This is a genomic window from Rhodobacter sp. 4.3.4, from assembly GCF_058724655.1.
On sequence record NZ_CM178967.1, the window covers coordinates 2,648,966 to 2,663,262 of the forward strand.

16 protein-coding genes and 1 riboswitch are annotated in these 14,297 nt (G+C 68.1%); of the genes, 10 read left to right on the forward strand and 6 right to left on the reverse strand.

The features are described from left to right. Nucleotides 1-50: 50 nt before the first annotated feature. The 7 genes from AC4PTB_RS12995 (at nt 51) to AC4PTB_RS13025 (ending at nt 6,151) form a co-directional block, all read left to right on the forward strand. Nucleotides 51-1,517: a leucyl aminopeptidase gene (locus AC4PTB_RS12995; RefSeq protein WP_492190353.1), complete on the forward strand. Its 1,467-nt coding sequence runs from the start codon at nt 51-53 to the stop codon at nt 1,515-1,517. 4 nt (nt 1,518-1,521) lie between these two features. Continuing rightward, a complete protein-coding gene (locus AC4PTB_RS13000; RefSeq protein ID WP_492190354.1) occupies nt 1,522-1,974 on the forward strand; it encodes a DNA polymerase III subunit chi in 453 nt (150 codons plus the stop codon). A gap of 74 nt (nt 1,975-2,048) precedes the next feature. Then, nucleotides 2,049-2,151: riboswitch (TPP riboswitch) on the forward strand. Nucleotides 2,152-2,190: 39 nt separating this feature from the next. Continuing rightward, entirely contained in the window at nt 2,191-3,180 is a 990-nt protein-coding gene (gene thiB / locus AC4PTB_RS13005; protein ID WP_492190355.1) for a thiamine ABC transporter substrate binding subunit, read from the forward strand. Then, nucleotides 3,156-4,700 (forward strand): thiamine/thiamine pyrophosphate ABC transporter permease ThiP, encoded by a 1,545-nt coding sequence (locus AC4PTB_RS13010; RefSeq protein ID WP_492190356.1) that lies wholly within the window; start codon nt 3,156-3,158, stop codon nt 4,698-4,700. The genes thiB and AC4PTB_RS13010 overlap by 25 nt, the downstream gene beginning before the upstream one ends. Further along, a complete protein-coding gene (locus tag AC4PTB_RS13015) occupies nt 4,684-5,379 on the forward strand; it encodes a thiamine ABC transporter ATP-binding protein (protein ID WP_492190357.1) in 696 nt (231 codons plus the stop codon). Before AC4PTB_RS13010 ends, AC4PTB_RS13015 begins: the two co-directional genes overlap by 17 nt. Nucleotides 5,380-5,484: 105 nt before the next feature. Beyond that, the gene (locus AC4PTB_RS13020; RefSeq protein ID WP_492190358.1) at nt 5,485-5,826 is read left to right on the forward strand and encodes a hypothetical protein; all 342 of its coding nucleotides are present in this window, start codon (nt 5,485-5,487) and stop codon (nt 5,824-5,826) included. A 4-nt stretch (nt 5,827-5,830) separates the two neighbouring features. Continuing rightward, nucleotides 5,831-6,151, forward strand: coding sequence for an I78 family peptidase inhibitor (locus AC4PTB_RS13025; protein ID WP_492190359.1), 321 nt, complete (start codon nt 5,831-5,833; stop codon nt 6,149-6,151). Between the two features lie 60 nt (nt 6,152-6,211). On the opposite strand, the gene AC4PTB_RS13030 is transcribed toward AC4PTB_RS13025, so the two are convergent. After that, nucleotides 6,212-6,670, reverse strand: coding sequence for a cytochrome c (locus AC4PTB_RS13030; RefSeq protein ID WP_492190360.1), 459 nt, complete (start codon nt 6,668-6,670; stop codon nt 6,212-6,214). A gap of 341 nt (nt 6,671-7,011) precedes the next feature. Here AC4PTB_RS13030 and AC4PTB_RS13035 point away from each other — a divergent pair, with 341 nt between their 5' ends. After that, a complete protein-coding gene (locus AC4PTB_RS13035; protein WP_492190361.1) occupies nt 7,012-7,359 on the forward strand; it encodes a DUF2794 domain-containing protein in 348 nt (115 codons plus the stop codon). Nucleotides 7,360-7,380: 21 nt separating this feature from the next. Here the strand turns inward: AC4PTB_RS13035 and AC4PTB_RS13040 are convergent, their stop codons facing one another. From AC4PTB_RS13040 to AC4PTB_RS13050, 3 genes are all read right to left on the reverse strand, one after another. Next, nucleotides 7,381-8,208: a C40 family peptidase gene (locus tag AC4PTB_RS13040; RefSeq protein ID WP_492190362.1), complete on the reverse strand. Its 828-nt coding sequence runs from the start codon at nt 8,206-8,208 to the stop codon at nt 7,381-7,383. Beyond that, complete coding sequence (locus AC4PTB_RS13045) at nt 8,205-9,608, reverse strand: leucyl aminopeptidase family protein (protein WP_492190363.1); 1,404 nt, start codon at nt 9,606-9,608, stop codon at nt 8,205-8,207. Before AC4PTB_RS13045 ends, AC4PTB_RS13040 begins: the two co-directional genes overlap by 4 nt. A gap of 71 nt (nt 9,609-9,679) precedes the next feature. Then, on the reverse strand, nt 9,680-10,099 hold the full coding sequence (locus AC4PTB_RS13050; protein WP_492190364.1) for a hypothetical protein: 420 nt from the start codon (nt 10,097-10,099) through the stop codon (nt 9,680-9,682). A 127-nt stretch (nt 10,100-10,226) separates the two neighbouring features. Between AC4PTB_RS13050 and AC4PTB_RS13055 the strand changes: the two genes are divergently transcribed. Both AC4PTB_RS13055 and AC4PTB_RS13060 read left to right on the forward strand, forming a co-directional pair. Beyond that, nucleotides 10,227-10,877, forward strand: coding sequence for a carbonic anhydrase (locus AC4PTB_RS13055; protein WP_492190365.1), 651 nt, complete (start codon nt 10,227-10,229; stop codon nt 10,875-10,877). A 54-nt stretch (nt 10,878-10,931) separates the two neighbouring features. After that, the gene (locus AC4PTB_RS13060) at nt 10,932-11,378 is read left to right on the forward strand and encodes a hypothetical protein (protein ID WP_492190366.1); all 447 of its coding nucleotides are present in this window, start codon (nt 10,932-10,934) and stop codon (nt 11,376-11,378) included. A gap of 133 nt (nt 11,379-11,511) precedes the next feature. Here the strand turns inward: AC4PTB_RS13060 and AC4PTB_RS13065 are convergent, their stop codons facing one another. Both AC4PTB_RS13065 and AC4PTB_RS13070 read right to left on the reverse strand, forming a co-directional pair. Further along, entirely contained in the window at nt 11,512-13,116 is a 1,605-nt protein-coding gene (locus AC4PTB_RS13065) for a DUF4139 domain-containing protein (protein WP_492190367.1), read from the reverse strand. A 103-nt stretch (nt 13,117-13,219) separates the two neighbouring features. After that, nucleotides 13,220-14,242 (reverse strand): aspartate-semialdehyde dehydrogenase, encoded by a 1,023-nt coding sequence (locus tag AC4PTB_RS13070; RefSeq protein WP_492190368.1) that lies wholly within the window; start codon nt 14,240-14,242, stop codon nt 13,220-13,222. Nucleotides 14,243-14,297 lie beyond the last annotated feature (55 nt).

Below are 14,297 nucleotides of genomic sequence, written 5' to 3' on the forward strand. Positions count from 1 at the left end.
CGGTGGCGCCGCTTAGGCTTGCGCCGAACCAACCAGCCGCAGGGACTGCCATGATCCACCCCGTCGCCCTTCGTTTCACCGCCTCCGATGCCGAGACCCTTGCCGCCCGTGAAGGCCGTCTGGCGCTGATCGTGCCGCCCGAGGGCAAGCTCGGCGTGATGGGGCGCAAGCTGGACCGGCTGACGCGGGGCGCGGTGCGGCGGGCGCTGGCCTCCGAGGGCTGGGGCAAGCTGGCGGTGGGTGATTCGCTCGATCTGGGCTTTCCGGGCGGGCTGGCCTGCGAGACGCTGGCCCTGGTGAAGCTGGACCGCCGCGCCGGCGTGGCCGAGGCGCGCAAGGCGGGCGCAAGCATCGCCAAGGGGCTTGGCGAGAAAGGCGCTCTGGTGATTGCCGAAGCGCATCCGCGCGCCGCCGACATTTCCTTTGGTCTGGCGCTGCGGGCCTACCGTTTCGATTACCTGAGCGAGCCGAAAAAGCCCTTCGGCCCGGTCGAGATGATGGTGGCGGCCCCCGAGGCCGTCGCCGCCGCGGCCGCGCCGCATGCCGCGCTGGCCGAAGGCGTCTTTTTCACCCGCGATCTGGTGAACGAACCGGCCAATATCCTGACCACCGACGATTTCGCCGCGCGGCTGGCGGCGATGCACGAGCTGGGCCTTGAAGTCGAGATCCTCGACGAGGACGCGCTGGAGGAACTCGGCTTCCGCGCGCTCTTGGCGGTGGGCCAAGGGTCGGCCAGCCCGTCGAAGGTCGTGGTGATGCGCTGGCAGGGCGGCGAGCCCGATGCCGCGCCCTTGGCGCTGGTCGGCAAGGGCGTCTGCTTCGACAGCGGCGGCATCTCGATCAAACCCGCGGCGGGCATGGAAGAAATGACGATGGACATGGGTGGCGCGGCCGTTGTCGCGGGCGTGATGCGCACGCTGGCGCTGCGCAAGGCCCGCGCCAATGTCGTGGGGCTGGTCGGTCTGGTCGAGAACATGCCCGACGGGCGGGCGCAAAGGCCGGGCGATATCGTCAAGAGCCTGAAAGGCGACACGATCGAAGTGGTCAACACCGATGCCGAGGGGCGGATGGTTCTGGCCGATGTGCTTTGGTATGCGCAGGAGCGTTTCGCCCCCGCCGCAGTGATCGATCTGGCGACGCTGACCGGCGCGATCATCGTGGCGCTTGGCCATGATCATGCGGGCATTTTCAGCAATGACGACAAGCTTGCGGGCGATCTTCTGAGCGCCGCGAAGGCCGAGGGCGAAGGCGCTTGGCCGATGCCGCTGACGCCCGGCTATGATCCGCTGATCAAGTCGCGTCTGGCCGATATCAAGAACTCCGGCGGGCGCTGGGGCGGCGCGATCACCGCGGCGGCGTTCCTGAAGCGCTTCATCAAGCCCGATATGCCCTGGTGCCATATCGACATCGCGGGCGTGGCACTGCCGCCGGGCGAAAGCCCGCTGGCCCCCAAGGGCGCGACCGGCTGGGGGGTGATGACGCTCGACCGGCTGATCCGCAGCCGCTTCGAGGCCTGAGCCCATGCCCGCGCTGTTCTATCACGTCACCCAGTCGCCGGTCGAAGGGGTGGTCGAAACGCTGCTCACCCGCGCGCTGGCGCAGGGCTGGCGGGTGGAATTGCGCGGGGTGTCCCCCGAGCGGATGGACTGGCTTGACCAGAAACTCTGGCTTGGCCCCGAGGAAGACTTCCTGCCGCACGGGCTGGCGGGCGGGCCGCATGATGCGCTGCAACCCGTGCTGCTGACCACCACCCCGCGCCCCGAGGGGCGGCAGGCGGTGATGACCCTTGACGGCGCCGAGGTCACCCCCGCCGAGGTGGCGGCGGCCGAACGGGTCTGGATCCTGTTTGACGGCCGCGACGAAACCGCCGTCGCCCGTGCCCGCGATCAGTGGAAGGCGCTGACCGGGGCGGGCACCGCGGCGCAATACTGGAGCGAGGAAAGCGGGCGCTGGCAGAAGAAGGCCGAAAAGTAGCGCCCCGCCCCGCCCCCTCGCCCCCCGCAAAACACAGTTTTCGCTTGCGGCTTTCGCGCCGGGCCTTATGGTCCCGTCCCACCTCGGGGTGCTCTGACAGGGGCTGAGATGCGCTTGCGCAAACCCGTTGAACCTGAACCGGTTAAGACCGGCGGAGGGAAGGTATCCGGGCGCTCTCCCGGCCTGACCCCGCCCGTCAAGCCATTGGAGAGAAAGATGAAAACTGCTCTGATGCTGGCGGGTTGCGTGCTTGCCGCAACCCCTGCTCTGGCCGAGGACAAACCCGTCCTGACGGTCTATGCGCCCGAGTATTTTACCAGTGAATGGGGCCCCGGCCCGGCGATTGAAAAGGGTTTCGAGGCCGAGTGCGGCTGCGATCTGCGCTTCGTCGCGGGCGATGTGCTGCCGCGGCTGATGCTGGAAGGCGAGAAGACCGAGGCCGATGTGGCAATCGGGCTGAATACCGACATCACCGCCCGCGCCCGCGCCACGGGCCTGTTTGCGCCCCATCATCAGGATCTGTCGCGCCTGACCCTGCCGATCACCTGGGAAGATGACACGTTCCTGCCCTTCGACTGGTCCGAGGTCGCCTTTGTCTATGACAAGACGAAACTGACCACCCCGCCGAAATCCTTTGCCGAGCTGCTCGACGCCCCCGAAGGCGCCTTCAAGGTCGTCATTCAGGACCCGCGGTCCTCGACCGCCGGCCTCGCGCTGCTGCTTTGGGTCAAGCACATCTATGGCGACAAGGCCGGCGAGGCCTGGGCGAAGCTTGCGCCCAAGGTGCTGACGGTGACGCAGGACTGGTCCGAGGCTTACGGGCTTTTCACCGAGGGCGAGGCCGACATGGTGCTGTCCTTCACCACCTCGCCCGCCTATCACCGCATCGCCGAACAGGATGACAGCAAGGCGGCGGCGATCTTCCCCGAGGGGCATTATTTCTACACCGAGCTCGTGGCACAGCTGAAAACCTCGGATCAGCCGGAGCTGGCACAGAAATTCATGGATTACGTCCTGTCAGATACGTTTCAGGGCATGATCGCCACGGCGAACTGGTCCTATCCGGTGATCGAGAAACCGGGCGTCCTGCCCGAGGGCTTCGCCACCCTGCCCCGGCCCGCGACAACCTTCTTTTACAGCGAAGCCGAGGCCGAGGCGCTGCGCGGCCCGGCGCTGGAAGAATGGCGCGCGAATTTCGGCAAATGATCCCGGCGGCATCGGCGGCGGTCCTGGTGGCCGCGCTGGTGCTGGCCCCCCTCGGCGCGGTGATCCTCCGCGCCGGGGGGCTTTCGGCTTTGACCACCGCCGATCTGGAGGCGTTGCGCTTCACGCTCTGGCAGGCCGGGCTCTCGGCCCTGTTCTCCTGCCTGCTGGCGATCCCGCTCGCCCGGGCGCTGCACCGGCGCCGCTTTCCCGGCCGCAGCCTGTTCATCGCGGCGCTTGGGGCGCCGTTCCTGTTGCCCACCCTTGTCGCGGTGATGGGGCTTCTGGCGATCTTCGGCCGTCGCGGGCTGCTCAATGGCGCGCTTGACGCCCTTGGCCTGCCCGGGGTCTCGATTTACGGCCCCTGGGGGGTGGTGATCGGCCATCTGTTCCTGAACCTGCCCTTGGCGACGCGGATGCTGCTGCAGGGCTGGCAGGCGATCCCGGCCGAGCGGGTGCGGCTGGCGCTGTCGCTTGGCCTTGGCCCGGCGCAGATCGCACGGCATCTGGAGGCGCGGATGCTGCGCGCCGTCCTGCCCGGGGCCTTTCTGGCGATTTTCCTTGTCTGCCTGTCGTCCTTTGCCGTCGCGCTGACGCTGGGCGGCGGTCCCCGCGCCTCGACACTCGAGGTGGCGATCTATCAGGCCTTCCGCTTTGACGCCGATCTGGGCCGCGCCGCGGCGCTCTCGGCTTTGCAGGTGGCGCTGGCGCTGGCGGCGCTGGGCATCGCGGCGCGGCTGACGCTGCCGCCCGGCTTTGGCGCCGGGCTCGATCGGGCGCTGCCGGTGCAGCTGGCGCCGGGGCGGCCGCATCGGATCGGGGATGCGCTGATCCTCAGTGCCGCCGCGGCCTTCCTGCTGTCCCCGCTGGCCGCCATCGCGCTGCGCGGGCTGCCCGCGCTGGCCGATCTGCCCGGGCAGGTCTGGCAGGCGGCTTTCACCTCGGTCTGGCTCGCCATCGGCGCTGCGGCGCTGACGATGGTGCTGGCGCTGCCGCTGGCTTTGGCCGCGCCGCGCCGGATCTGGGCCGAACCCGCGGCGATGCTGCCGATGGCGGCCTCCTCGCTGGTGCTGGGCACCGGGCTGTTCCTGATCGCGCAGCCTTTCGTGGCGCCGACCGCGCTTGCCCTGCCGGTGACGCTTTTGACCAATGCCGCGCTCAGCCTGCCCTTTGCCCTGCGCCTGCTTCTGCCCGAGGTGCGCGCGCTGCAGGCCGATTACGACCGTCTGGCCGACAGCCTGAACCTGCGGGGGCTGGCCCGGCTGCGCTTCCTCACCCTGCCCCGGCTTGCACGGCCGACGGGCTTTGCCGCGGGGATTGCCGCGGCCTTTTCGATGGGCGATCTGGGCGCGATCGCGCTGTTCTCGGATGGCCGCAGCCAGACCCTGCCGCTCGCCGTCTATCAGCTGATGGGCAGCTACCGGATGGATCAGGCCGCGGGCGCCGCCTGCCTTTTGATGGCGCTGACCTTTGGTCTTTATGCCACCTTTGACCGGATCGGAGCCCATGCTGACCCTCGATAAGATCCTGATAGAACAGGATGATTTTAGCCTGAGTGCGGATTTCGCCATTGCCGAAACGGCGCGGGTGGCGCTTTTGGGCGCCTCGGGCGCGGGGAAATCGACGCTGCTGTCGACGCTGGCGGGGTTTCTGGCACCGCGCCGCGGCCAGGTCCTGTGGCGCGGCACCGACATCACCGATCTGGCCCCGGGGGCGCGGCCGCTCTCGATCCTGTTTCAGGACCAGAACCTGTTTCCGCATCTGAGCGTGGCGCAGAACCTTGGCCTTGGGATTTCGCCAAAGCTGCGGCTGGCCCGCGCCGATCACGCGCAGATCGCGGCAGCGCTGGATCGGGTCGGGCTTTCGGGTCTGGGGGATCGGCGGCCCGCGACGCTCTCGGGCGGGCAGCAAAGCCGGGTGGCGCTGGCGCGCTGTCTGCTGCGGGCCAAACCGCTTCTGCTTCTGGACGAGCCCTTTGCCGCGCTGGGTCCCGCGCTCAAATCCGACATGCTGGCGCTCGTGGCCGAGATCGCCACCGAGCAGCACGCCACCGTGCTGATGGTCAGCCACGAGCCCGCCGATGCGATCGCGCTTTGCCCGCAGACCGTGCTGGTGGCCGAGGGCATCGCCCATGCGCCCGCCGCCACCGCGGGCCTTCTGGCCGATCCGCCGCCCGCCCTTGCCGCCTATCTGGGCAAATGACGGAAAAAGCCGCCCGATCCCTGCAAGCCGGGTTCTCTTCCGCCTTTCCGGCCTGTATAGAAAGGGCGATTTCGCGGCCTTGCCGCATCTGCCGGATGGAAGACCATGCTCACCAAATATGCCCTTCTTGCCCTTGCCGCGCTGAGCCTGACCGCCTGCGGCCCTTCGCCTGAAGAAGAAGCCGCCGCCGAGCCCGCGCCGGTGCCGCATCTGACGCAGCCGGTGTTCCAGACCGGCGTGCTGGAAAACCGCTCGCCCGACACCTGCCATGCCGCGCGCTATGCCTCGGCGCTGGGGCAGCCCGCGACGATCATCCCGACGCTGGGCATCACCGATCCGGTCAACGTGATCGAATGGCGGGGCATCGAGCCGCAGGAATACAATTCGCACCGCGTGGTGTTCCGCCTCGATCCCAAGGGCAACATCTTCAACATCGACTGCGGCTGAGCCGATGCGGGCCAAAGCCCCTCTCCGGCTGATCGCCGCGCTGTCGCTGGTCAGCCTGACCGCGGGCTGTTTCATGGTCGTTCCGGTGCCGCTGGGCACCACCGCCGCGCCGTCCGCGACCAAAGCGCCCCAGCCCGACAGCTGCGGCGCCGCCGGGCTGCAGGATCTGATCGGACAGCCGAAATCCGTGCTGAACGGGCGCGATCTGGCCCCCGTGACCCGGGTCATCCTTCCCGGCCAGCCGGTGACGATGGATTCCTTCCCAGAGCGGCTGAACGTCTGGATCGACGACAACGGGCGGATTTCCAGCGTGATCTGCGGCTGAGCGCAGCCAGGACTAGAAAAGCAAAAGACCGGAAAAGCAAAGGGGGCCGCGGCCCCCTTTTCATTGCAGCTTGAAGCGGCCGTGACAATCCTTGCAGGCGGCCTGCACCGGGGCCAGCGTTTCCGCCAGCGCCCCGCTGTCCGCCCCGTCCAGCGCCGCCGTGGTCTTCACCAGCTTCGCGGTCTTTTGCCGGAATTCCGAGGGCGCGGTCCAGATCTCGGGCAGCGCCTGCGAGGCCGGATCATCGGCCCGGCTGCGGAAGGCCGGGGCCAGACCTTCGGCCCCCGCCTGCAGCGCCGCAATCGCCGCCGCGACCTTGTCGGCCGCAAAGGGCTGCGCCCCCGAAGCGGCGTCGGACAAAAGTTTCATCTGCGCCTTGTAGCCCTGCATCAGCTCGACCCGGGCCCTGACCTCCGGGTTGCTGACGCCATCGGCGGCATAGACGATGCCTCCGACAAGAGCCAAGGCGACGGTCAGGCCAAGATGAATGGCCACATACAGTCGTCGTTTCAATTGCATGAAGTTCTCCCTCTTCATGCGCCCAAATGAGGGCGGCAGGGGGCACATGGCAAGCGTTCCGATGATCACGAAAAGGAAAGCCCCGCCCGGGAGGGGGCGGGGCTTTCGCCGCGAAAAGCCGCCCCGGCGCGCGAACTGGGTGGGGGCTGTCGACCGCGCGCCGGGGCTTTCGGCGTTTCCCGCCGCGGCCCAGACTGCGGGCCAATCGCGGCGCAATCGCGCTGGTCAAAGGGCATTTTGCAGACCTTTTCGCGACAAGTTTCAGACAGGATGAATCGCGTGAAAGCCCTGTGAAACAAGGGCGGATTGATTTTCGGACGCAAGACTGTCACGCTTTCGCCATGACCTTCGAGCCGCCCACGCCCTTCCCCGGACCCGCCGCCGCGCCCGCGCAGGTGACCTTTGATCGGCGCGAACTGGGCGCCATCCTGACGGTCTACGGGCGCATGGTCGCGGCGGCCAGCGCGCGCGATTACGCGCTCAGTTTCGGGCGCGAGGCGGCGGTCTTTGCGATCTTACGCCGCACCATGGAAAGCCCGCTCTACCGCCTGGAAAAGCGGCCGGCGCTGCGCAACCGGCAGGGGATCTATGCGCTGATCGGCGCAGAGGGGCAGGTTTTGAAGCGCGGCCACGATCTGGCGCCGCTGTTGCGGGTGATCGAGCGCAAGCTGATCCGCGCGGTGGAGTGAGCGGCGAATCACCCGCCGCCGTCAGAGCGGCCGCTTGCGGCCGAAGTAGCGGCTGCCCTCGGTGGCGGCGATGCGGGCCAGACAAGCGGCGATCGGCTCGCGGCTGACCTGCATCGCATGGCCGTTGGCATGCAAGAGCGTGCCGTTATCCAGCGCGATCGCGACGTGACCGGCCCAGAAGAACAGATCGCCGCGTTCGGTCGGCACGGTGTCGGGCAGGACATCGCCAAAGGCGGCGCGCTGCTGGTCGCTGTCGGCCGGGCAGGCGCGGCCCGCCAGCGTGAAGGCAAGCTGCACAAGGCCCGAACAATCGATGCCCGCGGCGGAATTGCCGCCCCAGAGATAGGGCGTGCCGATCAGCCGTTCCGCCACCGCGACCGGATCGGGCTCGGGCTCAGCCAGCGGCCGCAGGTGGCTGGCGGGAAGGAAGCCATCGGGCGTGCGGGCCAAAGCGCCCTCCTGCCCCAGCACCGCAACGCGGGCGCCAAGGCTGAGCGCGCCGATCTCGCCACGCTTGATCAAGGCCTCACGGTACAGATGCGTGCCGCGGCTGGCGACGACATGGGTGGCGGGCACCGGCGCGGCCAGCGCAGTCTCGGGCAGCCAGCCGCAGGCGCCATCCAACGCCGCCTGCGCGAAGGCGAAACCGTCGCGCCGGTCGATCACCGTGACCGCGGCGCCATGCAGCCATTGCCGCTCGCGCGGGCCACCGGGATCCAGCGCCAGATCCACCAGCATCGCGCCGATCCGCGCCGGTTCGCCCGCAGTGAAGGCCGGGGCGTCGATCTGACCGCGCAAGGACGCGTGCGCGACCCGGCCCGAAAACGGCATCAGACGGCGGTCGGTCACAGCCCCAGCACCTCGGAGAGCGCGCCCAGCACCGCGCGGCCGCCCTGCCCCAGCCCGCCCTTGCTCCGGCCCGGCGCGGCGGCGGGTTGCCAGGCGTAAAGGTCGAAATGCGCGAACCGCTCGGTCTCGGTGACGAAGCGGCGCAGGAAGAGCGCGGCGGTGATCGAGCCCGCCATGCCGCCCGAAGGCGCGTTGTCGAGATTTGCAAGGCTCGGCTCGATCAGCGGCTCGTAGGGCGCCCAGAACGGCATCCGCCAGAGCGGATCGCCATTGCGCAGCCCCGAGGCGGTCAGCGCCGCCGCCAGCTCGTCGTCATCGGTGTAAAACGGCGGCAGATCGGCGCCCAAGGCCACCCGCGCCGCGCCGGTCAGCGTCGCCATGCACAGGATCAGATCGGGCGCCTCCTCGTCGGCGGCGGCCAGCGCATCGGCCAGGATCAGACGCCCCTCGGCATCGGTGTCATTGACCTCGACCGTCAGCCCCTTGCGCGAGGTGTAGATGTCGCCCGGCCGCATCGCATTGCCCGCCACCGCATTTTCGACCGCCGGAACCAGCAGCCGCAGCCTGACCGGCAGGTTCAGCGCCATGATCATATGCGCGAGCGCGAGCTGGTTCGCCGCCCCGCCCATGTCCTTTTTCATCAGGGCCATCGTGGCCCCGGTCTTCAGGTTCAGCCCGCCGGTGTCGAAACAGACGCCCTTGCCGACCAGCGCCAGATCGGGGCCAGCCTCGCCCCAGCGCAGCTCGATCAGCCGCGGCGCCCGCGCACTTGCACGCCCCACCGCATGGATCAGCGGATAGCCCTGCGCCAGAAGGTCGTCGCCGGTGACCACCGCGACCTTTGCGCCATGCCGCGCGGCAAGATCGCGGACGGCGGCTTCCAGCTCATCCGGTCCCAGATCATTGGCGGGGGTGTTGATCAGATCGCGGGCCAAAGCCTCGGCCTCGGCCATGATTTCAAGCCGGTGCGCATCAAGGCCCGCAGGCGCCACCAGCCGCGCCGCGGGCACGGATTGCGGGCCGTAACGGTCGTAGCGATAGGCTTCCAGAAGCCAGCCCAGGACCTCGGATTTCTGCACCTCGGCCGGTAGCGGGCTGGCCAGCGCCCAGGCCCCGGCAGGCAGTTTTGCCGCCGCCGCCGCCAGCTGGAACCGCGCCCGCGCCCGTTTGCGCGCATCGCCATAGCCAAACAGCGCCGCCGCGACCGCCCCGGTCTCGTCCGGCAAAAGGCACAGGCTGCCCAGCGCGCCGGTGAAGCCCTGCGCCGTGGCAAAGGCCCGTTGCGCCGCGGTCAGCGCCACAGGCAGGTCTGCCCCCGCCTCGACCAGATGCAGCGGACGCGGCCCGGCATCGGCGGGCGCGAAGCGCATCTCGGGACGGAAACGGAAAAGATCGGACATGCTCGGGCCTCCTGCGACTGTCGCGCCAGCCTAGCGCGGCGCCCGCCGCCCGCAAGCCCCGTTCGCCGGTCTCAGAGCTGCAGGTCCTGATAATCCCAGACCGCCGTCAGAGAGGTTTCGGCCAGCCGCACCAGCCGCGCCAGAACCGCCGCCTGCGCCACCGCATCGGCCCGCGTGACACAATCGCGCAGGTCCTGCGCCACCCGGGCCAGAAGCACCATGCCGACCTGCCGCGCCAGACGCGCAATCTCGGCCGCACCATGATCAAGCACGTCAAGGCGCCGCTCCTGAGCGGCCAGCTGCACCGCCACCAGATGCACGGCCAGATCCTCCATCGCGGCGGCAATCAGCCGTTCTGCCGCGAACTGCCCCAATTCGGCATAAAGAACCACCAGCCTGTCCGGATCGAGCCGCACCGGCTCTTCCATCCGCAATTTCTCGATCGCGCTCACCCCAGCCTCCGTCTTCGTCTTGGTCTTGGTCTTGGTCATTCCGGCCCCCACGGCCTCGGCCAACATGACCGGCAAGTTTCAAGAAAAGGTTGAGGCGCGGCGAAAAAACCCTCGCATTCAAGCGGGTTGACGCCTATCAGGTTTGGGACTTGCGACGGGGATGACAATGAAAGAGCACGTGCGGCCCTTGCCCTCCTACCTGACCAACCGCTACCACGGCTGGCGCGCCACCACCTATACCGAGAACCGCCCCTGGTATCGCCGCCTGGCCGATGCCGGTCAGCACCCGCGGGCGATGGTGATTTCCTGCTGCGACAGTCGCGTGCATGTCACCTCGATCTTCGGCGCGGACGAGGGCGAATTCTTCATCCACCGCAACATCGCGAACCTGGTGCCGCCCTACAACCCGGACGGCGATCACCACGGCACCTCGGCGGCGATCGAATATGCGGTGCGCAATCTGCGGGTGGCGCATGTGATCGTGCTGGGCCATTCGCAATGCGGCGGCGTCGCGGGCTGTCATGCGATGTGTTCGGGCGATGCACCGGAGCTGGACGACAAGACCTCCTTCGTCGGCACCTGGCTGAACCTGCTGCGGCCCGGTTTCGAACGGGTCAAGGACAAGGCCGAGGCCGAGCGGATCACCGCGCTGGAGCAGGAATCGGTGGTGATCAGCCTGGAAAACCTGCTGACTTTCCCCTTCGTGCGCGCCGCGGTCGAGGCGGGCGACATGAGCCTGCACGGGCTTTGGAACGACATCGGCGAGGGGATGCTCTGGCAGTTCAACCCGGAGAGCAAAATTTTCGAGCCGATCTGAATCAATCTTAATTCGATTCATCTTGTATTAAGGTCAATGCGCGAGTCTTGGGACATGACCCAGCACCGACTCGTCACCCTTCGCCTTCCGACGGACCTGATCGCCAGGATCGAGGCCGTCGCCCGCCTGCAGGAGGAAACGCCTGCAGAGCTGATCCGACGCTCGCTGGCCGATGCGCTGCGCGAGGCCCCGAGCGTCGTGCAAAAAACCGAGATGGCGGTGATCACCGCCGCCTTCGACAAGGCGCAGGGATGGCTTGATCTGCAAGCCAAGCTGCGCAAGGCCGGCTTCGTGCTGCGGCTCGAGGAGGAACGGCTTGGACTGCACGAATGGCCCTCGGACCGGTTCGTGCTCTGGATAGAAGAGATCGGCCATTCGCTGTCCGATCTGATGCTGCAATACCGCGCCCCCTTCCCCGGCGCGCTGACCCGGCGGGCGGGGCTTGCCCCGCGCGAGGTCGGTGTGACCGGCAGGGGACGACACCCGGGGCGGGCCGCCTGAAGGCGACCCCGCTGCACCGCCAGAATGGCGGCGTGATCCGGCCTCCGGCATGCGGGGCCAAGGCCTGACCGGCGGCAGAACGCCCCCGGTCAGGTTTTTCATTTCCGGCCAGGCGCGGAGGCCCGGCCCGGGCTCACTGCAACACCAGATCGGCGGGCCAGCGCATCTTCGTCTCCAGCCGGATCGCCTGGGTCGCCCCCGCAGCCAGATCGAGATCCCAGGCCAGAACGCCGCGCTTGTCGTCGTAATCGGTCTGCGTCGCGGGCGGCGTCGCGGCATGGGTGATCTGCAGATCCTCCTGCTCGGCATAGGGCACGCGATCGATCACCCGCAGCGCCCAGGGCTTGCCGGTCAGGTTCTCGACCGTGATTTCAGCGGTTTCGGTCCGTTCGTTCGATTTCGTGATCAGGCCGCGGTCGCCCTCGTTCGCCTGCGGAATCACCCGCTTCAGCCGCAGCCCGTCAATCGCGCCATAGCCCAGCCGCAAGGTGTCGCCCGCCGCGACCAGCGGCAGATCGGCCGTCCCCACCACTGCGCCATCGAGCCACAGCACCGCCGGGCCGGGCAGGATCGGCTCGGCGCCCGCCGTCTGCCCTTCGACGACGCGATAGGCAGTCTCGTCGAGCATCGGCACCGCTTCGGCCAGCAGCTTGACCGGCGTCTCGATCCGATCCAGCTTCAGGCGCAGGTCTTCCACCCCGTCACGGATATCGACCGCGGCCGGATAGGTGTAGGTCACCGTTTCGCCTTGCAATTCCATCGCCATCCGGCCCGCCGCCGGGGCTGGCGCGGCCTCCATCACCGGGACGGCATAGCTGTCCATCGCCGCTTTCGGCGCCGCCATCCCCACCATCGGCGGCGCGGGCGGGCCGATGCGGCGCAGATCCGACCAGAGTTCGGACGGATCGGTGCGCTCCGAGGGCCGCGCAGTCGACAGCACCAGCGCCACCCCGCGCCAATCCTCGCCCGAGGCCTGATGCACCGACACGAAGCGATCGAGCGCCAGCTTGCCCGCGGCACTGTCCAGCCGCGCATCGTAGCTGGGCGCCCAGCCGGCTTGCGCCACAAAGGTCGTCACCGTGACCGTCCCCGCCCCCGACACCGTCAGCAGCAGGGAATCGCTGTCCTTTTTCGGGTTTTCCAGCACCTCGAGCGCCTGTTTCGCCCGTGCCACCGCCTCTTTCGCCGGTTTCAGCGCCGCTTCCGCCGTGCGCAGTTCGGCCCGGGCGGCGATCCGGGCCTGTTCGGCGGCCAGAACCCCCTCGGAGACCGTCCGCGCCAGCGCCGCGATCTTGTCGGGCGGGGTGTTCGAGGTGTCGAGCGCGGTGAAGAAATCGGCCTCGGCCTCGGCCGCGGTGATCTTTGCGCGCAGCAAAGCCAGCTTGTCCTGCTGCACAGCCAGATCGGCGCGCGCGGTCTCAAGCGCGGCGCGGGCCGCGCTGACCTCGGCCGAGGGCATGCGCGCGGCGGCGGGTTCGCGATCCGCCATCAGCGTCACGGCGCCGATCTCCACCCCCTCGCCCACCACGCGCAGACTGGCCGGATCGGTGCCGTCGGGCAGATCGGGCACCAGCACCTCGGTCACGCCCGCGGGCACGGAGAGGCTGCGGGTCACCTGCGCCCCTTCGGGGAAAAGCGTGACAGCGGAAAGGGTTGCGGGGATCTCGGCAGGCGCGGCGAACAGCGCTGCAGGGGCGCAGGCCAGACAAAGGCTGGCGAAAAGCGGCAGACGGGGCATGGGGTCCTCCCGGGAAAAGATGCCCTCAGCGTCCCTTGGCTCGCCCACAAAAGCAAGAGGGCGCCCCAAGGGGCGCCCTCACGTTTCAGCGGGTGGCCCGTGATCAGCCTTTTTTCAGGCAGCGTTGGCCCAGCACTTCGGCGATCTGCACCGCGTTCAGCGCCGCGCCCTTGCGCAGGTTGTCCGAGACGCACCACAGGTTCAGCCCGTTCTCGATCGTGCTGTCCTGGCGGATGCGCGAGATATAGGTGGCATATTCGCCGACGCATTCGACCGGCGTGATGTAGCCGCCCGCTTCGCGTTTATCCACCACCAGCACGCCCGGGGCTTCGCGCAGGATCTCGGTCGCTTCTTCCCAGTCGAGGAATTCCTCGAACTCGATGTTCACCGCTTCCGAATGGCCAACAAAGACCGGCACGCGCACGCAGGTTGCGGTCACCTTGATCGACGGATCGAGGATCTTCTTCGTCTCGGCCACCATCTTCCATTCTTCCTTGGTCTCGCCGGAATCCAGGAAAACGTCGATATGCGGGATCACGTTGAAGGCGATCTGCTTGGGATAGACCTTGGGGGCCACTTCCTGACCGGGGACATACATGCCCTTGGTCTGGTTCCACAGCTCGTCCATGGCTTCCTTGCCGGTGCCCGAGACCGATTGATAGGTCGAGACCACGACGCGCTTGATTTTCGCACGGTCATGCAGCGGCTTGAGCGCCACCACCATCTGCGCGGTCGAGCAGTTCGGGTTCGCGATGATCATCTTGTTGGTGTAGCGCACGACATCATCGGCGTTCACCTCGGGCACGACCAGCGGGATCTCCGGGTCGTAGCGATAGAGCGAGGAGTTGTCGATCACCACGCAGCCCTGCGACGCGGCTTTCGGCGCGTAGACCTTGGTCGCGTCCGAGCCGATCGCGAAAAGCGCGATGTCCCAGCCAGTGAAATCGAAAGTGTCGAGGTCCTGGGTCTTCAGAGTTCGGTCGCCAAAGCTGACTTCGGTGCCAAGCGACTTGCGCGACGCCAGCGCCGCGATTTCGTCCACCGGAAACTCGCGCTCGGCGAGAATGTTCAGCATTTCCTTGCCAACGTTGCCCGTGGCTCCGACGACGACGACCTTGTAGCCCATTCGGACCTCCTTCTCGAAAGAACGACCCCCGCTAGCGGAAACGGGGGGGTTTGGA